This window comes from Micromonospora sp. WMMD882 (genome assembly GCF_027497255.1).
Classification (GTDB): Bacteria; Actinomycetota; Actinomycetes; order Mycobacteriales; family Micromonosporaceae; genus Micromonospora.
Window position 1 is genome coordinate 1533758 of record NZ_CP114903.1, and the last position, 20797, is coordinate 1554554.

The 20797-nt window shown below is 74.3% G+C and carries 23 protein-coding genes; 3 read left to right on the top strand and 20 right to left on the bottom strand.

The features are described from left to right. Positions 1 to 34 precede the first annotated feature (34 nt). Positions 35 to 346 (bottom strand): L-rhamnose mutarotase, encoded by a 312-nt coding sequence (locus O7606_RS05850; protein WP_281598037.1) that lies wholly within the window; start codon positions 344 to 346, stop codon positions 35 to 37. 123 nt (positions 347 to 469) lie between these two features. Between O7606_RS05850 and O7606_RS05855 the strand changes: the two genes are divergently transcribed. Continuing rightward, complete coding sequence (locus O7606_RS05855; RefSeq protein ID WP_281598038.1) at positions 470 to 1177, top strand: SGNH/GDSL hydrolase family protein; 708 nt, start codon at positions 470 to 472, stop codon at positions 1175 to 1177. An 81-nt stretch (positions 1178 to 1258) separates the two neighbouring features. On the opposite strand, the gene O7606_RS05860 is transcribed toward O7606_RS05855, so the two are convergent. From O7606_RS05860 to O7606_RS05920, 13 genes are all read right to left on the bottom strand, one after another. Then, entirely contained in the window at positions 1259 to 1759 is a 501-nt protein-coding gene (locus tag O7606_RS05860) for a hypothetical protein (RefSeq protein WP_281598039.1), read from the bottom strand. A 158-nt stretch (positions 1760 to 1917) separates the two neighbouring features. Beyond that, the gene (locus O7606_RS05865) at positions 1918 to 3276 is read right to left on the bottom strand and encodes a hypothetical protein (RefSeq protein WP_281598040.1); all 1359 of its coding nucleotides are present in this window, start codon (positions 3274 to 3276) and stop codon (positions 1918 to 1920) included. Next, complete coding sequence (locus O7606_RS05870; RefSeq protein ID WP_281598041.1) at positions 3276 to 4250, bottom strand: transketolase C-terminal domain-containing protein; 975 nt, start codon at positions 4248 to 4250, stop codon at positions 3276 to 3278. The genes O7606_RS05865 and O7606_RS05870 overlap by 1 nt, the downstream gene beginning before the upstream one ends. After that, complete coding sequence (locus tag O7606_RS05875) at positions 4250 to 5221, bottom strand: thiamine pyrophosphate-dependent dehydrogenase E1 component subunit alpha (protein ID WP_281598042.1); 972 nt, start codon at positions 5219 to 5221, stop codon at positions 4250 to 4252. Before O7606_RS05875 ends, O7606_RS05870 begins: the two co-directional genes overlap by 1 nt. Beyond that, the gene (locus tag O7606_RS05880) at positions 5221 to 6015 is read right to left on the bottom strand and encodes a DUF3050 domain-containing protein (protein WP_281598043.1); all 795 of its coding nucleotides are present in this window, start codon (positions 6013 to 6015) and stop codon (positions 5221 to 5223) included. Before O7606_RS05880 ends, O7606_RS05875 begins: the two co-directional genes overlap by 1 nt. A gap of 2 nt (positions 6016 to 6017) precedes the next feature. Beyond that, positions 6018 to 6953 (bottom strand): phytanoyl-CoA dioxygenase family protein, encoded by a 936-nt coding sequence (locus O7606_RS05885; protein WP_281598044.1) that lies wholly within the window; start codon positions 6951 to 6953, stop codon positions 6018 to 6020. A gap of 2 nt (positions 6954 to 6955) precedes the next feature. Next, complete coding sequence (gene hppD, locus O7606_RS05890) at positions 6956 to 8041, bottom strand: 4-hydroxyphenylpyruvate dioxygenase (RefSeq protein WP_281598045.1); 1086 nt, start codon at positions 8039 to 8041, stop codon at positions 6956 to 6958. Positions 8042 to 8112: 71 nt separating this feature from the next. Continuing rightward, positions 8113 to 9351: a beta-ketoacyl-[acyl-carrier-protein] synthase family protein gene (locus O7606_RS05895; RefSeq protein ID WP_281598046.1), complete on the bottom strand. Its 1239-nt coding sequence runs from the start codon at positions 9349 to 9351 to the stop codon at positions 8113 to 8115. Then, the gene (locus tag O7606_RS05900; RefSeq protein ID WP_281598047.1) at positions 9348 to 10964 is read right to left on the bottom strand and encodes a class I adenylate-forming enzyme family protein; all 1617 of its coding nucleotides are present in this window, start codon (positions 10962 to 10964) and stop codon (positions 9348 to 9350) included. Before O7606_RS05900 ends, O7606_RS05895 begins: the two co-directional genes overlap by 4 nt. Next, positions 10919 to 11494 (bottom strand): hypothetical protein, encoded by a 576-nt coding sequence (locus O7606_RS05905; protein WP_281598048.1) that lies wholly within the window; start codon positions 11492 to 11494, stop codon positions 10919 to 10921. The genes O7606_RS05900 and O7606_RS05905 overlap by 46 nt, the downstream gene beginning before the upstream one ends. Next, positions 11491 to 12576 carry a beta-ketoacyl synthase N-terminal-like domain-containing protein gene (locus O7606_RS05910; protein ID WP_281598049.1) on the bottom strand — a complete coding sequence of 362 codons (1086 nt, stop codon included), beginning with the start codon at positions 12574 to 12576 and terminating at the stop codon, positions 11491 to 11493. The genes O7606_RS05905 and O7606_RS05910 overlap by 4 nt, the downstream gene beginning before the upstream one ends. Next, the gene (locus O7606_RS05915) at positions 12569 to 12814 is read right to left on the bottom strand and encodes an acyl carrier protein (protein ID WP_281598050.1); all 246 of its coding nucleotides are present in this window, start codon (positions 12812 to 12814) and stop codon (positions 12569 to 12571) included. Before O7606_RS05915 ends, O7606_RS05910 begins: the two co-directional genes overlap by 8 nt. Continuing rightward, the gene (locus tag O7606_RS05920; RefSeq protein ID WP_281598051.1) at positions 12814 to 13083 is read right to left on the bottom strand and encodes a phosphopantetheine-binding protein; all 270 of its coding nucleotides are present in this window, start codon (positions 13081 to 13083) and stop codon (positions 12814 to 12816) included. The genes O7606_RS05915 and O7606_RS05920 overlap by 1 nt, the downstream gene beginning before the upstream one ends. A gap of 17 nt (positions 13084 to 13100) precedes the next feature. Between O7606_RS05920 and O7606_RS05925 the strand changes: the two genes are divergently transcribed. Next, the gene (locus O7606_RS05925) at positions 13101 to 13868 is read left to right on the top strand and encodes a 4'-phosphopantetheinyl transferase superfamily protein (protein ID WP_281598052.1); all 768 of its coding nucleotides are present in this window, start codon (positions 13101 to 13103) and stop codon (positions 13866 to 13868) included. Here O7606_RS05925 and O7606_RS05930 read toward each other — a convergent pair. The 6 genes from O7606_RS05930 to O7606_RS05955 all read right to left on the bottom strand — a co-directional run bounded on the left by O7606_RS05930 (position 13766) and on the right by O7606_RS05955 (position 19556). Then, a complete protein-coding gene (locus O7606_RS05930; RefSeq protein ID WP_281599508.1) occupies positions 13766 to 15157 on the bottom strand; it encodes a class I adenylate-forming enzyme family protein in 1392 nt (463 codons plus the stop codon). The genes O7606_RS05925 and O7606_RS05930 overlap by 103 nt on opposite strands. A gap of 233 nt (positions 15158 to 15390) precedes the next feature. Continuing rightward, on the bottom strand, positions 15391 to 16692 hold the full coding sequence (locus tag O7606_RS05935; protein WP_281598053.1) for a beta-ketoacyl synthase N-terminal-like domain-containing protein: 1302 nt from the start codon (positions 16690 to 16692) through the stop codon (positions 15391 to 15393). Continuing rightward, positions 16689 to 17963: a beta-ketoacyl-[acyl-carrier-protein] synthase family protein gene (locus tag O7606_RS05940; RefSeq protein WP_281598054.1), complete on the bottom strand. Its 1275-nt coding sequence runs from the start codon at positions 17961 to 17963 to the stop codon at positions 16689 to 16691. Before O7606_RS05940 ends, O7606_RS05935 begins: the two co-directional genes overlap by 4 nt. After that, positions 17960 to 18409, bottom strand: a complete 450-nt coding sequence (locus O7606_RS05945) for a cupin domain-containing protein (RefSeq protein ID WP_281598055.1) — start codon at positions 18407 to 18409, stop codon at positions 17960 to 17962. The genes O7606_RS05940 and O7606_RS05945 overlap by 4 nt, the downstream gene beginning before the upstream one ends. Then, positions 18402 to 19193 (bottom strand): SRPBCC family protein, encoded by a 792-nt coding sequence (locus O7606_RS05950; protein WP_281598056.1) that lies wholly within the window; start codon positions 19191 to 19193, stop codon positions 18402 to 18404. Before O7606_RS05950 ends, O7606_RS05945 begins: the two co-directional genes overlap by 8 nt. A gap of 24 nt (positions 19194 to 19217) precedes the next feature. Continuing rightward, the gene (locus O7606_RS05955; protein ID WP_281598057.1) at positions 19218 to 19556 is read right to left on the bottom strand and encodes a TcmI family type II polyketide cyclase; all 339 of its coding nucleotides are present in this window, start codon (positions 19554 to 19556) and stop codon (positions 19218 to 19220) included. A gap of 407 nt (positions 19557 to 19963) precedes the next feature. On the opposite strand from O7606_RS05955, the gene O7606_RS05960 reads away from it, so the two are divergent. Next, positions 19964 to 20788 carry a bacterial transcriptional activator domain-containing protein gene (locus O7606_RS05960; protein WP_281599510.1) on the top strand — a complete coding sequence of 275 codons (825 nt, stop codon included), beginning with the start codon at positions 19964 to 19966 and terminating at the stop codon, positions 20786 to 20788. Positions 20789 to 20797: the final 9 nt, after the last annotated feature.

Below are 20797 nucleotides of genomic sequence, written 5' to 3' on the forward strand. Positions count from 1 at the left end.
CCGGAGCCGCTCCGGACGGCGCGCGGGCGTCCGGTCAGGGCAGCTCCCACACCATCGGGAGGACCCTGGCGTTCCCGGAGCCGTCGTCGGGAGTCTCCAGCAGCTCCGCCATCCTGGCCTGCCAGGCCACATCGGCCGGGTGCTTCTCGAGAGCCCGCAGCATCGCCTGGTAGTCCACGACCTCCACCAGGTGGAACAGGTCCTGACCGTCCCGCCAGATCCGCCAGGCGCGTACCCCGGCCGCGCGCAGCGCGGCGTCCAGCTCGGCTGGGATCACCGCGTGGACCTGGTCGTACTCGGCCTCCCGGCCCGCCTTGAGCCGCGTACGCAGAGCGATGGTCTCCACATGTTCCCCCTGTCCCACGGCACCGGCCGGTCCGATGCGGTCCGGGAGACGATAACCACCGACCGTCCGGTCCGACACGTCGACATCTGGTCAGCGGCCCGCAGCTCGGCTACGGTGCCGATCATGCCGGCGACGACGCTCACCGAGGACACCGATCCGTACTGTCTGCGGGAGGGGGAGAGCGCGGCCCTGCTCGCCGGGCATCCGTGGCGGCGGTTCGTGGCGCTCGGCGACAGCGTGGCCGAGGGGCTGTGCGAGCCGGTCGACGGATACAGCCGGCTCCAGTGGGCCGACCGGATCGCCGCCGAGCTGCGCGCCGTCGCGCCCGACCTGGCGTACCTCAACCTCGGCCGGCGCGGGCTGCGGGCGCACGAGGTGCGCGCCGGGCAGCTCGCGCCGGCCCTGGCGTTCCGCCCCGACCTGGCGCTGGTGGTCTGCGGCGGCAACGACGCGTTCCGCCCGGCGTACGACCCGGACGCGGTGGACGTCGAGCTGACCGCCATCGTCACCGCGTTGCAGGCGGCCGGGGCGCTGGTGATCACCGTCGGCATGTTCGACGTGTCGCACAGCCCGGCCGTGCCCGAGCGGGTCCGTCCCGGCCTGCGGGAACGGATGCGGTTGCTGTCGGCCCGCACCGGCCGGCTCGCCGAACGGCTGGGCACGGCGCACGTGCCGCTGACCGACCATCCGCTCACCGCCGACCCGTCGATCTACAGCAGCGACGGCCGGCACGGCAGCGCCCGCAGCGACGCCGTCGCCACCGCCGAGACGGCCCGCTGCCTCGTTCGACACCGGACCGGCCCGGAGCGGGGACAACGGATCGTCCCCTGACGCCGCCGTCCGGGAACGGCAGGCGCGGCCCCCGCGGGCCGGTCGGACGCTCCCGGCCGGCCCGCGGGGGATCGCCGCCCGTCAGGCGGTCGGGCTGATCACCGACGGCGTGAAGGTGTGGGCGCGTCCACAGACCGGGGCGGGGTCGGGGCTGAGCGGCGCTGTCCGGCAGACCTGGATGACGACCTTGTCGATGCCCACCGGGAGGGTGCCCGCGTCCAGGACGAGGTCGACCCGGGCCATCCCGTTGTCCACCCGCCGAGCCTCCTCGTCCACCCGCCGGTCGCCGGCGTAGGCGACGTAGGTGGCGATGGTGTACCGGCCGTCCTCGCGGCAGACGCTGCCCGGGTCGTTCGGGATCGGCCGGTCGGCGACGACCCCGGTCACCCGCACCGCGCTGGTGGGCGTGGCGGACCGCCACTCGAGCGTTCCCTCGGTGTAGCCGTACGTGCAGGTGTCCCCGGAGGGCACGGAGAACCGCTGCAGGAGGCTGGGGCTGGCGCTGGCGCTGCCGGCGGCGAGGACTCCGGCGACGAGCGCGGCGCCGAGGACGGACGCCGCGCGTGAGAGCACGCTTGTCATCTGTTTCCCTTCCGGTCGGGTGGTGGCGGGGCGGCGGTGTCGTCGGGCGGACGCCGGACCGCCGCACAGATGCATTTAAATATATCTATAAAAATGCCGGACGTCAGCACCGGCTGCCGCCGGCGGGACACCAGCGGCGCGCCCGCCGGCGGTCGGCGTCAGTCGACCAGGAAGATGCCGGAGAGGAGGACGCCCCGGGCCAGGTTGAGCACGCCTTCGCAGCCGGGGAAGCCGGACCGGACGCAGGCGTTGGCCGGCTGCCGCCCGAACAGGTACGGGGCGATGCTGTACGGCACCTCCTCGGTCACCGTCTCGCCGGTCTCGATGTGCACGAAGTCCATCGGCACCACGTCGGCGTGCGCGTACTCCTGGAGGATGTGACCGCCCCGGTCGACACCCCGGCGCAGCGCCTGCGCCCAGCCCTGCGCGTCGGTCTCCCGGCCGATCACCACGTCCACGCCGGCCGACCCGTCGGCGGGCTTGGCGACCAGGTCGTGCCGCCCGGCCACGGCCCGGTCCAGCAGGTCGGCGGTGAGCAGCTCGGTGCGGGGCAGGTGCCGCCGGACGATCGCCCGGTCCGCCTCGTCGAGGGTGTCCAGGTCGGACCAGAGCCAGGCCAGGAGCTGCTTGTTGCCGAGCAGCCAGGCCGCCCCGGAGGTGAACGCCGGCAGCAGGCCGGAGAGCACCAGGGACTCCAGCGCGTCCAGGCCGGGGCCGCGGGTGACCCGGTTGAGCACGAACAGCCGGAACACGCCGTCGACCGGTCGACCGGCGACCAGCGGGCCGCCGTCGGCGGCGACGCCGACCGAGGTGACCGCCTCGATCGGCATCACCAGCCCGAACCGCGCGGCCCGCTCGGTGACCGGCGCGAGGACGCGGCGCATCAGGTCCGGGTCGTCCAGGCCGGGGTAGTCGGCGTCGAAGTCCAGCAGCAGCGGCACCACCGCCCCCTCCGGCAACCCGAGGGTGGCGCGGATCGCCGCGAACCGGGTGTCCATCGCCGAGGGCGCCGGCCGCAGCGCGCCGGCGTCGAGGATCCCGCGTTCGGCGTACACGCGGGTGAACCGCTCGACGACCGTGTCGGCGTCCAGCACCCCGCCGATGCTGCTGTCGATGTTGAACTCGACGACCCGGGGCACGCCGTCGCTGAGCAGCACGTCCGGGCGGACCGCGGCCAGCAGGCGCTCGTCGAGCGGCTCGTCGGTGGGCAGCATCCGGGTGCCGACGGGGTCGACGCCGAGCACGGTGGCCAGCTCACCGGTGGTGCCGGCCCGCCGTCGCGCCGCGTCCAACAGCAGCTCGGCCAGCCGCAGGGAGACGGCGTTGAGCATCCGGTAGCTCTCGGCGGTCAGCACCGGCGGACGGGCCAGCCGCCACTGCTTGTTGTAGGTGGCCCGGCCGTGGAAGATCTCCGCCCAGTTCCCGGCCCCGGCGGCCACCATCCCGGCGCGGACCGGCTCCGGCAGGTCGAGCCACGCCTGCCCGGCGGGCGGCCATTGGTACGTCGCGTCGATCATCAGGCGTCCTTCATGACGTGGTGGATGGCGGCGGTGAGTTGTTCCCGGCCGGGCTGCACGGCCCGGTCCAGGGTCGGGGCGTACGGCAGCACCGCGCCGTCCGGGCGGGTGACCCGGGCCGGCGGCGCGACCAGCGGCACCCCCCGCTCGGCCAGGGTGGCGATGATCTCCCCGGCGATGCCGCAGGAGCGGTTGGCGTCGTCGACGACGACCAGCCGGCCGGTGCGCGCCACGGACCCGGCCAGCCCGTCCCAGTCGAACGGGTACAGCGTGCGCGGGTCGAACACCTCCACCGACACGCTGCCGGCCAGGTCGTCGGCGACCGCGAGGGCGTCGTGCACCAGGTGCCCGACGGCGACCACTGTCACGTCGACGCCGGCCCGGCGGACCGCGCCGACACCGAGCGGCACCGGGGCGAGGGTGGCGAAGTCCACGTCGGCGCGGACGCCCATCGCCCCGGCCGGGGCGAACACCACCACCGGGTCGTCGTGCCGGATCGCCGAGACCAGCAGCCCGTACGCGTCGGCCGGGGTGGCCGGGACCACCGTGGTGACGCCGACGTGCGCGAAGAGGCTGTACGGGTGGTCGGAGTGCTGCCCGGCCCAGCCGGCGCGGGACCCGGAGCCGGGCACCAGGTAGGTGACCGGCACGGCGCACTGCCCGCCGGTCATCAGCGGGAACTTGTGCGCGTGGTTGACGATCTGCTCGAACACCAGGAACAGCAGCGACGGGATCTGGAACTCGATGACGGGCCGCAGCCCGGCCATGGCGGCGCCGGTGGCGAAGCTGGTGAACGCCTGCTCGGACAGCGGGGTGTCCACCACCCGCTCCGGGCCGAACCGCCGGCACAGCCCGGCGGTGACGTGCGACGCGCCGACCCGGACGTCCTCGCCGAGCAGGAACACCGCCTCGTCGCGGGCCAACTCGTCGCCGAGGGCCCGGTTGAGCGCCTTCAGGTACGACAGTCGGGGCATCAGTGTCCTCCCGCCCGGGCCACCAGCCCGCTCGGGTACAGGTGGTCCAGCGCGCCGGCCGGGTCGGGTTCCGGGCCGGCGAGGGCGAACTGCACCGCCTCGGCGAGCACCTGCTCGACGTCGGCGTCGACCTGTCGCCGTAGGTCGGCGGGGAGCCGGTCGCCCTGGATGGTGACCGGGTCACGGGCCCTGCCCCGGGCCACCTCGGCCGGGTCGCGGTAGTCGAGACGTACCGTGTGCTCGAAGGTGTGGTGGGCGTCGAACCGGTAGGTACGGGCCTCGACCAGCTCCGGTCCCCCACCGGCCCGGGCCCGGTCCACGGCGACGGCGGTGACGTCGCGGACCGCCTCCGGGTCCTGCCCGTCGACCAGGGTGGCGCGGATGCCGAACGCCTCGGCGCGGCCGGCGATGGTGCCGGCCACGGCGGCCTCGACCGGCATGGTGGTGGCGTAGCCGTTGTCCTCGCAGACGAACACCACCGGCACCCGCCAGAGCGCGGCCAGGTTGAACGCCTCCAGCAGCATGCCCTCGTTGACCGCCCCGTCGCCGAAGAAGCTCACCCCGACCTGGTCGCCGCCGCGGCGGCGCAGCGCCCACACCGCGCCGGTGACGATTGCCCCGGACGCGCCGACGATCGCGTTGGCCCCGTACACGCCGACGCCGAAGTCGGCGGCGTGCATGGAGCCGCCCCGGCCCCGGTTGAGTCCGGTCTCCCGGCCGCACAGCTCGGCGAGCATCCGCGCCGGGTCGGCCCCCTTGGCGAGCACGTGCCCGTGGCCCCGGTGGGTGCCGGCGACGATGTCGTCCGCGCGGAGGGCGGCGCAGACACCGGCCGCGACGCCCTCCTGCCCGAGGTACGGATGGATGCCGCCGACGATCGCGCCGGAGCGGACCAGGTCGATCGCCTGCTCCTCGAAGCGCCGGATCAGCCGTACGGTCCGGTAGAGCCGGACCGCCTCGGGCGCGGTCACTACGCGCGGCCCTCCTTGACGGCGGCGAGGATGTCGTCCCAGAGCCGGGCCCGGGCGGCGAGCGCGGTGTTCACGGTGTCCGCGCACTCCTGCCACTTGACGTCGTCGTCGCCGCACAGGTCGGCGAGCATCTGCATGGCCATCGGGGTGTGCTGCTCGCCGTCGACCTCGATGTGCCGCTCCAGGTAGTCGACGAACGTGCCGAGCTTGCGGCTGCGCTCGTTGACCGCGACGACCTGGGTGAACATCTCCGGGATCAGGTCCTCGCGGCCGAACGCGAACGCCGCCGCCTGGCAGTGCACCGGGGTGTTCTCGATGATCTGCCAGGTGGTGCCGGCGAACGCCGCCGACGCGGCGGGCACCCCCGCCTCGACCAGCGCCTCGGGCACCGGGCGGCCGGCGCGCAGCAGCTCGACGAGCCGGTCGACCGGGCCGGTGTCCGCGCCGGCCTCGGCCATGCCGCGCACGTACAGCTCGAAGTGGCTGAGGTAGCCCTCGCCGAGCTCGTCGCTCTCCTCCACCATGACGATGTCGTTGATCAGGCGGCGGCTGCCGGTGGGTCCGGTGGGGATCCACGGCACGGTGACGCAGGTGAGCTGCCGCTGCAACGACTTGAGCAGCGACATGAAGTCCCACACGGCGAAGACGTGGTGCTCCATGAAGGTCACCAGCGCCTGGTGGGTGTCCAGGTTGGCGTAGAGCGGGTGCGCGACGACCACGTCGCGGCGGGCGGTGACGGCCTGCTCCAGCCGTTCGATGCCCGGGTGGGTCTTCCCCCAGTCGTACCGTGACATTGTCAGCCTCCTTGCCGGGCGCTCGCGCGCCAGATGACCGGGCAGTATTCGGGATCGGCGTAGTCCGGTCGCCCGTCGGGCGTACGGCGGACCAGCACGTCGTGGTTGTACGCGGCGCGGCTGCCGTCGGAGAGCGGGAACTCCCGCCAGGCGTTGTCGCCGTCCTGCAGGTGCAGCGAGATCGCCCGGCGGGGGCGTCCGCTGACGTTCGGGCCGCTGCCGTGGTAGGTGCGGCAGTGGTGGAAGCTGACGTGTCCCCGGGGGATCACCATGGGGATCTTGCGGATCTCGGCGTGGTTGTGCGCGGCGTTCTCGGCCAGCATCTCCTCGAGCTGGTCGCGGTCGCGGTCGGCGAAGTGCCGGACCACGGTGTCGTCCGCGCCGATCTCCTGCCAGCGGTGCGAGCCGTCGACCATGGTGATGGTGCCCATCTGAACGTCGCAGTCGTGGAACGGGACGAACGCGGTGAGCATCCGCTCCGACGACGACGACGACCAGTAGTGCTTGTCGAAGTGCCAGGGCACGATGTTGCTCGGCTCACCGGAGATCGGCGGCTTGTAGATCATCGTGGACTGGAAGACCCGGATCTCGTCGGCCCGGGCGAGCCGGGCGGCCACCGCGCCGATCAGCGGCTTGCGCAGGATCCGACCGATCACGTCGTGCTCGTGGTGGACGTAGTCGTTGTGCCGCTGCACGTCGCCCTTTGCCGGCTCCCAGTAGGCCAGCTTCGGCGGGCGGGTCGGCAGCAGCCGGTCGCGTTCGCCCGCGTAGTAGCGGTCGGAGGCGGCCGTCAGCTCGTCGATCTCGTCGTCGGTGAACAGCTTCCGCGACAGGTACCAGCCGTGTTCGGCGTAGAAGGCCACCTCCTCGTCGGTGGGCAGCAACGCCCGTTCCCCGTCGGTGAGCCGCGGCTCGGTGGTGATCTCGGTGGTGGTCATGGCTACCCTCCCTGCGGGGCTGCCGCGACGGCGGCCAGCTCCCGTTCCTTCGCCTCGTAGAGCGCCCTGATGTTGCCGCTGCCGAAGGTGAGCGCGCCCCGCCGCTCGATCAGCTCCAGGAACAGCGTCCGGCGTACGTGCATCGACTCGGTGAAGATCTGCAGCAGGTGCCCGGCGTGGTCCCGGTCGACCAGCACCCCCAGGTCACGCAGCCGGTCGATCGGGGCGTCGAGCCGGCCGACCCGGTCCTGAAGGACGTCGTAGTAGCTGCCCGGGGTGCCGGCGAACCGCACGCCCCGGCCGCGCAGCTCCTCGACGGCGGCGACGATGTCGTCGGTGGCCAGGCCGAGGTGCTGCACGCCGGCCCCGGCGTGCCGGTCGAGGAAGGCGTCGATCTGGCCGGGCCGGCGGGTGGCGTCCGGCTCCAGCAGCACCAGGGTGACCTGCCCGGACCGGCTCTGCACCACCGTGGAGTTCATCGCCTGCCCGGCCACCTCGACGTGCTCGGTGAAGATCGGGTCGAACCCGAAGACGTCCCGGTAGTGCGCGACGGTGTCGTCGAGCTGTCCGGGCGGCACGCAGATCGCCAGGTGGTCGATCCGGGTGAGCGGCCCGCCGGTCTGCCCGGCCGGCTCGGCCAGCGGCTCGAACACGCCGGGCAGGAACCGCTCCCGGTCGCCCCGGCGCTGCACCAGCCGGTGCCGCACGTCGCCGAAGCCGCCCACCTCGGCGACGACCACCTCGGCGTCCGCGCCGGTGAAGGCGTGCGGCGGGGTCAGCGCCGTCGCCCCCCGGGCGACCAGGTCGGCGTACGCGTCGGCGATGTCGTCGACCTCCAACGCGACGACGGCGACGCCGTCACCGTGCCGCTGCACGTACGTCGACGCCTCGTGCCCGGCGGTCAGCCCGGAGGTGAGCACCATCCGGATGTCGCCCTGCCGCAGCAGCAGCGACCGCTGGCCGGTCAGCCCGGTCTCCGGGCCGCCCTGCCCGCAGAGTTGGAAGCCGACGGCCGTGCCGAAGTAGAAGGCCGCCTGCCGGGCGTCCCCCACGAACATCTCGATATGGTCGATTGCGCGTATCTGCATTGGTCTTTCCAGCCTCTCCACAGTTCCCCCCGTGTGGTCGGACCGGGCCGCCGGCCCGGGTGCTGCGTGACTCACCTCCCCGGCCCGGCGGCCCGGCCGAGCAGCAGGCTGACGTTCTGCCCGCCGAAGCCGAAGGAGTTGGACAGGGCGAACTCCGGGTCGGCCGCGCGGGCCCGCGTGCGGATGTGGTCGGCCGGGCAGTCCGGGTCCGGGTCGTCCAGGTGGTACGTGGGCGGCAGCAGCCCCCGCCCCAGGGCCAGCGCGGTCACCGCCGCCTCCAACGCGCCGGACGCGCCGAGCAGGTGCCCGGTGAGCGCCTTGGTGGAGCTGACCGGCACCGCCCCCGCCCCGAAGACGTCGGCCAGCGCGACGGTCTCGGCGACGTCGCCGAGTCTCGTGCCGGTGCCGTGGGCGTTGACGTAGCCGACGTCGCCCGGCCCGACGCCGCCGACGGCCAGGGCGCGACGCATGCTCGCGGCGGCGCCGGCCCCGTCCGGGCGCGGCGTGGTGGGGTGGTGCGCGTCGGTGGTGACCCCGTACCCGGCGAGCCGGGCGTAGCCGGTCACGCCCCGGGCGGCGGCGTGCCCGGCACGTTCCAGCACCAACAGCGCGGCCCCCTCGGCCAGCACGAACCCGTTGCGTCGCCGGTCGAACGGCCGGCTCGCCCCGGTCGGGTCGGCCCAGCCCCGGGCCAGGGCGCGGGCGTTGCCGAAGGTGTCGGCGAACGTCCCGAACAGCGGGGCCTCACTGGCCCCGCACAGCACCACGTCCGCCTCGCCGGCGCGGATCAGCCGGGCCGCGTCGGCGATGGCCTGCGCGCCGGACGCGCAGGCGGTGCCGACAGCGGAGGCGTACCCGCGGATGCCGTGGGCGATGGCGATCCGCGCCGCCGGCATGTTCGGCAGGATGCCGGTGAGCAGGTACGGACTCACCGCCGCCCGGCCCCGTTCGGCCCGTGCCACCGCCTGCGCCTCCAGGGTGGCCATCCCGCCGACACCGCCGACGATCACGCCGATCCGGTCGGGGTCGACGTCCCGGCCGACCTCGATGCCGGCGTCGGCGAGCGCCTCGGCGGCGGTGAGCAGCGCGAGGACCACGATGCGGTCCAGCACCCGGGTCTCCGGGCCGGTGGCGACCGTACGCGGGTCGACGTCCGGCAGGAACCCGCCGACCTCCACCGACGCCTCGGCGGGGTGCCCGGCGGGCGGGCGACCCAGCCCGGACCGGCCGGTGGTCAACGCGGCGAAGGTCTCCGCCGGACCCCGACCGGCCGGCGTGAACAGCCCCATGCCGGTGACCAGCACGGTCATGACGGCGCCTCGGCCAGGTACCGCTCCCGCAGCGCCACCTTGCGGACCTTGCCGGTGACGGTGACCGGGATGTCGTCGGCGCCCACCGGCGCCACCCGACGCAGGGTGGCCCCCACCTCCGGGCCGAGCGCGGCCCGCACCGCCTCGACGCGGTCGAGCCCCGGGTCGGCGCCGACGGCGAGCTCCAGCAGCACGTCGGTGACCACGCCGGCCGGCTCCCGGACCATGACCACGGTGCAGTCGACCACGTCCGGGCAGGCCGCCAGGACACGTTCCTCGCTGAGCGCGGTGAAGAACCGCTTCCCGCCGCCGACGTCGACCGAGTCGACGGCCCGGTCCAGGTGGTAGTAGCGGCCGTCGGCGTCGGCGTACACCAGGTCGCCGGTCAGGTACCAGCCGCGCAGCCGGAACCGGTACGTGGTGGCCGAGTCGTTCCAGTAGCCCCGGAACAGCGACGGCGAGTCGACGCCCAGCCAGCCGACCTCGCCGGGCGGAAGCTCGTTGCCGTCGAGGTCGAGCACCGCGACCCGGGCGAACCGGTACGGGCGGCCCACGCAGCGGCCGTACCGGTCGGTGTCGGCGTGGTGGGTGACGTGGAACATCGAGTGGCCCATCTCGCTGGAGCCGAGACCGTCGACGAACACCGAGCCGGGCACCCGGGTGACGCCGTCGCGGGTGACGACGTCCCGGGCGCCGACGGCGACGAGTTTGCGCACGTGCGGCTCGTGGGAGCAGTCGCCGGTGTTGAACCACAGCCGCACCGACTCCAGGTCGTAGCCGGACAGGTCGAACCGGGCCAGCTCCGCCCAGGTGACCGAGAACCCGAACACCCCGTCGGGCCGCCACCGCTGGATGGCGTCCAGCACCCGCCCGCCGCCCTGTTCGGACAGCAGGAACATCTCGGCCCGGTTGCCGAGCGCCTGGTTGACCATGAGGACGGTGGCGGTGTGCGGGGCGGGCAGCGCGTTGAGGATCCGGCTGGTGCCCTGCGCCTGCGGCATCGTCAGCAGGTGCCGGGTGGCGGCGAACAGGCTGGCGTGCGAGTGCAGCACCGCCTTGGGGATGCCGGTGGTGCCGGAGGTGTGGGTGATCACGACCGGGTCGTCCGGGTGGTGCCGGTACGGCGTCGGCGCGGCGGCCGGGTCACCGGCGCCGGCCTCGGCGGGCGTGCCCAGCAGCGGCACGCCCAGGTCGTGGTCGGCGAGCAGGGCGGCGTGCGCGTCGTCGGCGAGCACCCCCGCGCCGCGCAGCCGACGCACGTACTCGGCGGCGATCTCCGGGCGCAGTCGGCCGTTCATCAGCGCCGGGATCGCGCCGAGCCGGCTCAGCGCGAGGAAGCTGAGCACCATGTCGGCGGCGTCGCCGGCCCACACCGCGATCGGGTCGCGGGGTCGCACGCCCCGGGCGTGCAGCCAGGCCGCCCGGGCGTCCACCATCCGGTCGAGCTGGCCGAGGGTCAGCGGGCGCTCGGCCGGGTGGCCGTCGACAGGCGTGTCGAAGGTGAGCCCCGGCCCGTCCGGGTCGGCCCCGTGGGCCAGCACCCGGGCCAGCACGTTGCCCGCGCCGATCAGCTCGTCGGCGGCGAGCCGACCGCGAAGTCCCCTGGTCCGCATTCCGTTTCTCCTTGCCCCAGCAGCACCGCGACCGCGTGGTCGCCGGTGGCGGTTTGTTCGATCAGGACCAGCAACGCCTCGTCCGCGTCGCCGTCGTACAGCAGCAGGTCCGCCTCGGCGACACCGTCGGCGCGGGAGTCGCCGGTGGGGCCGAGACAGAGCACCGGCCCGCCGAGTCCCCACCGCGCCGCCACGTGCCCGGCGATGCTGTTCGGCACGGACTGGAAGAAGAACAGCGGGCCGGGTCGCCCGCCGGCGGCCACGGTGGCGCGCACGTGCTCGGCGCTGTCCCGGTCACCGCTGGCGCTGACCAGCAGCACGGCGGTGCGCGCGCCGACGTCGGCCGGGGCGGGCGCGGCGCCGTGCCGGCGGACCAGACAGCGTTCGGCGACCGCCGCGACCAGCGGCGGGAACGTCGAGCGCACGAAGCCGGGCACGACCGGCGGCGTGGTGTCGCCCGGCTCGGGCCAGCGGGCCTCGGCGAGCACCCGCAGCCCGGGGTGGTGGTCGTGGGACGCGGCGGCGGTCATGCGGCGCCGACCAGCAGGGCGGTGTTCGCGCCGCCGAAGGCGGCGTTGAGGCTGAGCGCGTACGGGGTGGACGCCGGGCGGGGCGCGTCGCGGATCACGTCCAGCGGGCACGCCTCGTCCGGGCCGAGCCAGCCGGCGTTGACCGGCAGTTTCCCGTGCCGCAGGGCGAGCACCGTCACCACCAGTTCGAGCAGCCCGGACGCCTCCAGGGCGTGCCCGTGCAGCGCCTTGGTGGAGCTGACCGGAACCCGGTCGGCCGCCGCGCCGAGGGCGGCGCGCAACGCGTTGGCCTCGGCGGCGTCGCTGAACCCGGTGCCGGTGGCGTTGGCGTTGACGTACCCGACGGCGTCGGCGGACAGGTCGGCGCGGCGCAGCGCCGCCCGGACCGCGCGGGCCAGCCCCGCCCCGGTCGGGTCGGGCCGGCAGGGGTGGTAGGCGTCCCCGGCCCGCCCCCAGCCGAGCAGGTCGGCGAGCGGTCGGCGGGCCACCCGGGCCGACTCCAGCACCAGCGCCGCCACCCCGTCACCGAGCAGCGACCCGGTCCGCCCGGCGCTGAACGGGCGGACCGCCCCGTCGGTGGCCAGCGCCCGGCCGGCGTCGAACAGCGCGTACTGGTCGGGCTCGACGAGGTAGCCGGCGGCCACCACGACCCGGTCGGCGTCGCCCCGGCGGATCAGGGCGGCGGCGTCGGCCACCGCCGAGCTGGCCGAGACGCAGGCGGTCGTGTAGACCCGCCGGGGTCCGCCGAGACCGGCGCGGGCGGCCAGGTCCGCGGCGAGCGGCCCGGCGTCCGGTCCGCCGTGGACGGCCAGCAGCAGACCTGTCGCCTGCCGCCGCGCGCCGGTCAGGTCCGCCTGCGCGCAGGCCGCCCCGATCGCCGCGCCGAGCTCGTCGTCGAGGGCGTCGACGTCGGCGCAGGTCGCCGCCTGGTCGACCCGTCGGGCGGTGGTGTCGAAGCGGCGCACCGGCCCGAACGCCGCCGCCCCGGCGAGGACGCCGGCGAGCTGGGCGTCGGCGCCCCGGCCGAGGGCGCTGGTGGCGTGCACGCCGGTGACGCGGACGGTCGGCGGCCCCTCAGCCATCTGCGGGGGCGGTCAGGCAGGTCCTGAAGACCTCCCGGGCGTCGTCGACGGTGCGGATCCCGGCGAGCTGGTCGTCGGTGAGGTCCAGGCGGGCGTCGTAGCGCTGCTCGACCAGGTGCACCAGCCAGGCCAGCTCCATCGAGCCGAGCCGCTCGGGCACCTCGGCGGCCGGTCGGGCGGTCAGCTCGGCGAGCATGTCGACCAGCTCGGCCCGCCCGGGTACGGGCTGGGCGGCCATCAGCCGAGGTCGCTGGTGGCCGTGGCGGAGACCCGCTCGGCGACCATGCGGGTGAACTCGCCGACGGTCATCAGGGCGAGCTTCTCGTTCTCGTCCTCGGCGAACGTCAGCCCGTACCGGTCCTCGACCCGGACGGCGAGGTCGGCCAGGGCCAGCGACTCCAGGTCGACGCCGGCCGGACCGAGCGTGGTGTCGTCGTCGATGTCCTCGACGTCGTAGTTCATGTCCGTCAGTTGCGCGATGACGAAGGTACGGACCTCGTCGGACATGCGGTTAACCTCTTTCCGTGAGCCAACTACCGGTGCCCGGTCGGGACGCCGTGTACGTGTGGGTCGACCGCGTCACCGGCGGTCAGCCGGAGACGACGCGGCGGATGGTGACGCGGGCGGCCGTGACGCTGCTCGACCGCGCGCCGGTCACCGTGTGGCGGGACGGGCAGGGCCGGCCCCGGGTGCGCGCCGGCGGCGTGGAGCTGCCGGTCAGCGTCAGTCACGTCGACGGGGTGGTGGCCGTGGCCGCCTGCCGGCACGCCACGGTCGGGGTGGACGTGGAGCGTCGCCGACCGGTGCCGGCGCAGGCGCTGGCCCGGCGCTGGTTCGAGCCGGCCGCCGCGACCTGGGTGCGCGGGCGTCCGTCCCCGGCCGAGCAGGCGGACGCCTTCCTGCTGCTGTGGACGGCCAAGGAGGCCGTCGGCAAGGCCCTCGGGCTGGGCCTGCGCGCGGGCGGGCTGACCCGTGCGGTGCCGCTGCCCGCCGCCGCCGACGGCACGGCGGACCCGGGTGGGTCGGGGCCACTGCTGCGCGCGGTTCCCGGCGGCGCGGGCACGCGGGTCGGGCATCCGGACGCCGGCCCTGAGCTGGTGCTGGCCGTGGCGGTGGTCGGCCCGGCCCGGGAGGTCGTGGTGCTCGGGCCGGACCGGCAGGTGGCGGTGGAGCAGGCCGGGCGGGCTGGTCACGACGTCGCCGCCCGCAGCGCCTCGGTGGAGCGGACCAGCTTGCCGGTGGTGGTCCGGGGAAGCTGGGACAGCAGGCGCAGGACCCGCGGTCGCTTGTAGCCGGCGAGTCGTTCGGTGAGCAGCTCGTCCAGGTCGCCCTCGGTGAGCGTGCCGTCGGTCTGGACGTACGCGGCGATGCCCCCGTCGTAGACGACCACGGCGGCGCTCACCCCGGGCAACGCGGTGACGGTGGCCTCCACCTCGGTCAGGTCGACCTTCAGCCCGCCCACGCTGACCTGCGAGTCGAGCCGCCCCCGCACGGTGACCAGCCCGGTGCCCGGATCGACGACGCCGGCGTCGCGGGTCCGTAACCAGCCGTCGGACCACCGGGTCGGGTCGGACAGCCCGACGTACGGCGATTCGGGGCAGCTCACCCACAGCTCGCCGGCGACCTCGCGGACCTCGACGCCGGGGGCGGGCGCGACGGCCGGGCGGTGCCGGCCGTGCAGGTCGGTGCCGATCACCCCGACCTCGGTCATCCCGTACATGTTGCCCAACGGCACGCCGTGGCGGTCCTGGAAGGCGCGCGCCACCGCGGCCGGGACGAGTTCCCCGCCGGTGGTCATCCGCGTGAACTGCGGCAGCGGCGTCGGCGGGCGGGTCGAGGCGAGCAGTCCGATGTGGAATGGCACCCCGAGCACGGTGGCCGGCGTGTCCTGGGCGGCGATCGCGGCGAGCACGGCGTCTCCGCTGAGCCGTTGCGGCGGCACCAGCTCGACGCGGGCGTGCAGCCCGTACAGCAGGCCGCCGACCAGGCCGAGCACGTGCACCATGGACGGCAGCAGGATGATCCGCTCGCCGGGCCGGGCGACGCCGTCGATCAGGGTGTAGCGGCGCACCTCGGCGACCAGGTCGGCGGCGGTACGACCGATCACCTTGGACGGTCCGGTGGAGCCGGAGCTGAGCTGGACGACCGCGTGCCCGCTGCCGGCCGGCCGGTCGCAGTAGCCGCTCAGCTCCTCCGTCACGTCCGCGAAGACACGCAGCGCGCCACCGCCGACGTGGGCCGGCGTGACCACGACCTGCGGGCCGAGCCGACGCAGGGCGGCGTCCACCTCGTAGTCGGTGAGCCGGTGGTCGAGCAGCACGGCCTGGCCGCCGCCGCGCCAGGTGGCCAGCAGGTTGACCACGTAGGACAGTGACGGGGGCAGCCGCAGCGCGACCGCGCCTCCGGGGCGCAGCCCGGCGGCGGTCAGCCGGGCCTGCGCGTCGGCGACCAGCCGGCGCAGCGCGTCCCGGCGCACCGGCTCCGGGAGGCGAAGACAAACGTCGGTGGCCGGCCCGCCGAGCAGGACATCGTCCACCCAGCCCGGGTCGCTCACCGAAGATTCTTCCGCCGCACGAAACATGGTCACCGCCGCCCAGCGCCCAGCACGAAATAGGCGATATTCGCCCAATCAGTGCGCCTGTTGATGTGTTGCGGGGAACCCTACGACAGCGTTCCGGGGCATGACCAGATGCGAATGGCTAGATCAATTCGAGCGCCGGGCCCTATTGCCCGATGGCGGTCCGGCGGGCAGGATCGTCCGGCCGAGCGACGCTCGGGCAACCGTCCACTCCGACCGTCCGAACAGATTCGCCCTCAGGCGGCGACGTCCTGATCGCCGTCGGCCGGGCCGGCGTCGGGCCGGGGGACGTCGGCCGGGCCGGCGTCGGGAGGGGCCGCACGCAGCACCAACGCGCTGTTGAAACCATCGAAACCGCGGGCGCACACCACCACGATCCCGCTGCGCGGCCGTCGAGCACGACGCAGGAAGTCCAGCTCGCAGCCGTCCGCCGGCTGCTCCGGGCCAGCCGAGACGGGCAGCAGACCGTGCCGGAAGGCGAGCAGCGCGGTCGCCACGTCCAGCGCCGACCCGCCCTGGTGGGCCCGGCCGGTCAACGGCTTCTGGGTGGTCACCGGCACCGGCCGCGACCCGAACACCGCCCGCAACGCGGCGGCCTCACTGCGGTCGTACCGGAGCGTCCCGAGCGCGTCCGGAAAGACCACGTCCACCGCCTCCGGACCCACCCCCGCCCGGCCCAGGGCCAACCGGACAGCCCGCGCGTACTGGACCGGATCGCCGGCCGCGTCCGGGCCGGTGTGCACGGCGTCATGGGTGGCCCCCCACCCGGCCACCTCACCGTAGATCCGCGCGCCCCGGGCCAACGCGTGCCCGAGCTCCTCCACCACGAACACCGCGCCGCCCTCCGCCGGAAGATAACCGGAGGCGGCCACGTCGAACGGCCGGTACGCCAACGCCGGATCCTCGACAGCGCTGAGCAGCCCGGACCGGAGCTGACAGGCCAACGCGTACGGACTCAGCGGGCACTCGGTCGCCCCGGCCACCACCACCGGGGTGCCCCGCCGGATCGTCCGCGCCGCATGGGCGAGACTGTCCAACCCGCCGGCGGACTCGCTGACCAGCACCCCGCTCGGCCCCTTGAACTGGTGGTGGATGGACACCTGCCCGACACTGGCCGCGTAGAACCAGGCGATCGACTGGTACGCCCCGACCGTCCGCGACGACCCACCCCACAACCGTTGCAGCTCACGCTGACCGAACAGGTTCCCACCGGAGGAACTGGCCAGGGTGACCGCGTACCCGTACGGGTCGGGCGCCCGCTCGGGCAGCCCGGCGTCGGCCAGCGCCAGGCCCGTCGCCGCGAACCCGAGCTGCGTCCACCTGTCGGTCTGCACCAGCCGGCGGCGGTCCGCGTACCGGGCGGCGTCGAAGTCGGGCACCTCACCGGCCAACCGGGTCGCATAACGGCCGTCCGGATCGAACAGCGTGATCGGGCCGGTCACCCGGGCCCCGGCGGTCACCGTACGCCAGTGCGCGTCCCCGCCGATCCCGCTCGGAGCGACCACCCCGACGCCGGTGACCACCGCCCGCACGCTCACCCCGACACCGGCCCGCGCAGCCGACGGAACACCAGCGCCGACTGGAACCCGCCGAACCCGCTGCCCACCGACAACGCCACGTCCACCGGCAGCTCCCGGGCCACGTTCGGCACGTAGTCCAGATCGCACTCCGGATCACGGGTGGCCCAGTTGGCCGTCGGCGGCACCACCCCGTACTCGATGGCCAGGGCACAGGCGGCCATCTCGATCGAGCCGATCGCGCCGAGCGAATGCCCGACCATCGACTTGATCGAGCTGACCGGCACCCGGTACGCGGCCGCGCCCAACGCCCGCTTGAACGCGGCCGTCTCGTGCCTGTCGTTCTGCCGGGTACCCGAGCCGTGCGCGCTCACGTACGACACCTCGTCCGGGTTGAGCCGGGCCTGCCGCAACGCGTCCTCGATCGCCAGCGACATCTCCACCCCGTCGGGGCGCAGCCCGGTCATGTGGTAACCGTTGCTGCGGCTGGCGTACCCGGCCACCTCGCAGTACACGTGCGCGCCCCGCCGCCGGGCGTGCCCGGCCTCCTCCAGCACCAGCACCGCCGCCCCCTCGGCCAACACGAAACCCCGCCGGGACGCGTCGAACGGCCGGGACGCGTGCGCCGGGTCGTCGTTGTCCGGGGTGGTCGCCCCGATCGCGTCGAACGACGCCACCGTCACCGGGGAGATCGGCGAGTCGGACGCCCCGGCCAGCACCACGTCGGCCTCCCCGTCCACGACCAACTGGTGGGCGTACCCGATCGCGTCGATGCCGGACGTGCAACCGGTGGAGACCACCTGCGCCGGGCCGTGCAGCCCGTACCGGCAGGCCACGTCGGCGGCCAGGCTGCTGGGCACCAACGCCTGGTACAGGTACCGGCCGCCCCGGGCCGGGTCCACCAGCCAGCGCGTGCCCGAGTCACTGACCCGCACGTACTCCTGCTCCAGCGCGGTGGTGCCGCCCACCGCCGTGCCGAGCACCACCCCGGCGACCTCCCGGACGGCGTCGGTGAGGTCCAGACCGCTGTCGGCCAGCGCCTCCGCCGCGCAGGCCAGGGCGAACTGCACGTACCGGTCGGAGCGTCGACGCTCGGCGACCGACAGCCCGGCGACCTCCGGGTCGAAGTCGCACTCGGCGGCCAACTGGGACCGGAACGGCGACGGGTCGAAGAACGTGATCCGGCGGGTGGCCGTACGCCCCTCGGTGATGCCCTTCCAGAACCGGTCCCGGGTCACGCCGCCCGGGGCGACCACCCCGATCCCGGTCACCACCGTACGCCGCCCGGTCACGACGTCGCCTCCGCCACCGTCGGGCCGGCGTGCGCCCCGGCGTCGGCATCCACGCCGGCGGCATGAACCTCGGTGTCGACATGGCCCAGCTCCGGTCGGGGCGCGAGCGGACCGAGGTGGAACACCACCTCGGCCGGCTCGTCGCCGGTGTTGCGCAGCCGGTGCCGCACGTTCACCGGCACGAACAGCGCCTCCCCCGCGGCCAACGGCACCGGCCGGTCGTCCAGGTCGACGATGATCGCGCCACGGCAGACGTAGAGGAACTCCTCGCTGTACGGGTGGTAGTGCTCGGCGACACGTTCCCCGGGCCGCAACGCCGCCACCCCCAGGAAACCACTCGTCGATCCCACCGTCTTCGGGCCGAGCAGCACCCGCAGCTCACCGCCGCGCCGCCGGTCGGCGGGCACGCCCCGGGCCGCCACCACCCGGTCGGCTGTCTCACTCATCGTCGTCGACCTCCAGCCCACGCCGCCGGGCCAGCAGCTCCACCTTGTCGCGGATGACCGCCATCTGCAGCGGCGTGTTGGTGTTCAACCGGTCCTCCATCCCCCGGTCGTCCAGCGGCGCGCCCGGACGCAGGTGGAAGTCCTGCACCCAGGTCATCCGGGTGCTCCCGTCCGGCTCCGGGGTGTACCGCCAGTGGATACGCATGTACTCGAACGGCCCGGTCTCCACCCGGTGCGCGTGCACCTCCCTGGCGACCGGATCCACGGTGCGCTCGCTGACCCAGCTCCACACCGTCCCGTCCGGATCGGGATGCATCGTCAACCGGAACCGCACGGTGTGGCCGTACCGTTCCAGGATCTCCACCGACCGGTACTCGGTGAACAGGTCCGGCCACGTCGCCACGTCGTTGGTCACCTCCCACACCAACGGCAGGGGCGCGCCGACGACGATGCTGTTCTCGGTGTGCCCGTGCCGGTCGGCCGGCCCGGCAGCGGACCCGGCCCGGCCGACCGGCCCGACCGCGTCACCGTCGCGCTGCCCGGCGACCAGCTCGGCGACGGCGGCGATGGTCAGCTCCTGGGTCTCGGCCGGAATCCGCGCCCGGTACCGGTCGGCGACCACGGCCTGCAACTCCAGCAGCGCCAACGAGTCCATCCCCAACTCGGCGAGGGTGGCCGCGGGCGCCCGCGCCGGCGCCTGCGGATCCAACCCGCAGTGCGCCACCAGAATGTCGGTGATCTCGGTGGCCAGGGCCGTAGCGGCCGGTCCTCGGGTGACGGTCATCGGATCCTCCTCAGAGTGCCGGGTTCATCGCCGTCGCCCGTTGGACGACGCGTCCCACTGGTAGAAACAGCGCGCCAGCGCGTCCCGGGGAGACCGCCAGGTCGGCAGGTACGGCGAGATGTAGGGCCGCAGCCGGTCACTGATCCGACTGAACTCGGGATGCTGCCGGGCGTGCTCCACCACGCCCTCCCCCGCCGCGTCGGTCTCCAACAGGTGCACGTAGAGGTCGTGCAGCCGGTACAACGACCGGTGCCGCACCCCGACCAGACGCGGCAGCTCCGTCGCGTCCGACTCGGCGAAGATCTCCGCGACCCGCCCCTCGGCGGTCGGCAACACCTTCGCGACGATCAACGAACGGTCCATGCTGGCCCTCCCCCTACGGCGTACGCCGGCCGGCGCCACGGCCGGACGGCTGCGGACACGATGCCGACGACGGCGTCATCCCGGCGTCACCCGGAACCGTTCACCGCCCCACCCCAGCCGTGACGCTCGGTTGACGCCAGGGCACCACACTCCAGCCGACCACACACCAGATTTTCCAGCTCAGAGGCATTCTCGGAACGCGCCGACAAGTACACTTCCCGACCACCCTGTTGACCCAGCGTAATCGATACCGATAATCTTCGTCGCGGTCAGCCCACCGTCAGGGCCCACCCGTGACCGCGCCGCGACAGCACGCCGTCGGGCGGCAGCCACTGGCGGACACCGTGGACGACGGGTTCCCGGTTCTCGCTGCAGGGGGGTACGCGGCCGTGGCCTCTGACACCGGCATGCCGACCACCACCCGCCACGTCCGGCTGCTCCTGCTCGGCGGCTTCCGACTGCTGCACGACGCGAAACCCGTCGTGGTGCCCCGCGGACTGCAACGGGTCATCGCGCTGATCGGGTTGCGCCCCGGCACCACCCGCAGCCACCTCGCCGGGCTGCTCTGGCCCGACGCCACCGAGGAACGCGCCCTGTCCTCCCTACGCACCGCCATCTGGCGACTCCGCCAGGACCCCTGCTGCCCCCTGCACACCATCGGCGACACCGTCCGCCTCGACCCCGCCGTCGACCTGGACGTCGACGACCTGGTCCGCACCGCCGCGCGCGTCGCCGACGACGGCGACCCCCGCGCCGCCGCCCGCGCCCTCGCCGCCGGCCGACACGACCTGCTCCCCGGCTGGTACGACGACTGGGTGCTGCTGGAACGGGAACGACTCCGCCAACTCCGCCTGCACATGCTCGAACAGATCGCCCGCACCCACCTGACCGCCGGCCGACACGGTGAGGCGCTCCAGGCCGCCCTGGAGGCCATGGCCGCCGAGCCGCTCCGGGAGACCCCGCACCGCCTGGTCGTCCAGATCCACCTCGCCGAAGGCAACGCCTTCGAGGCCCTGCACGCCTTCTACGTCTACCGCGACCTGATCCTGCGGGAACTCCACCTCGAACCCTCCGCGGCCATGTCCGCGCTGCTCGACGACACCCTCGCCCCCATCCGCCGCCGCCCCACCCCACCCGGCCCCCGCCCACCCGACGCCGACCCCGGACCACCACGCCGTCACCACCACCCGCCCCCGGATGACGGCGCCGTGACAGCGCCACCGGCACGGTGACCTTACGGG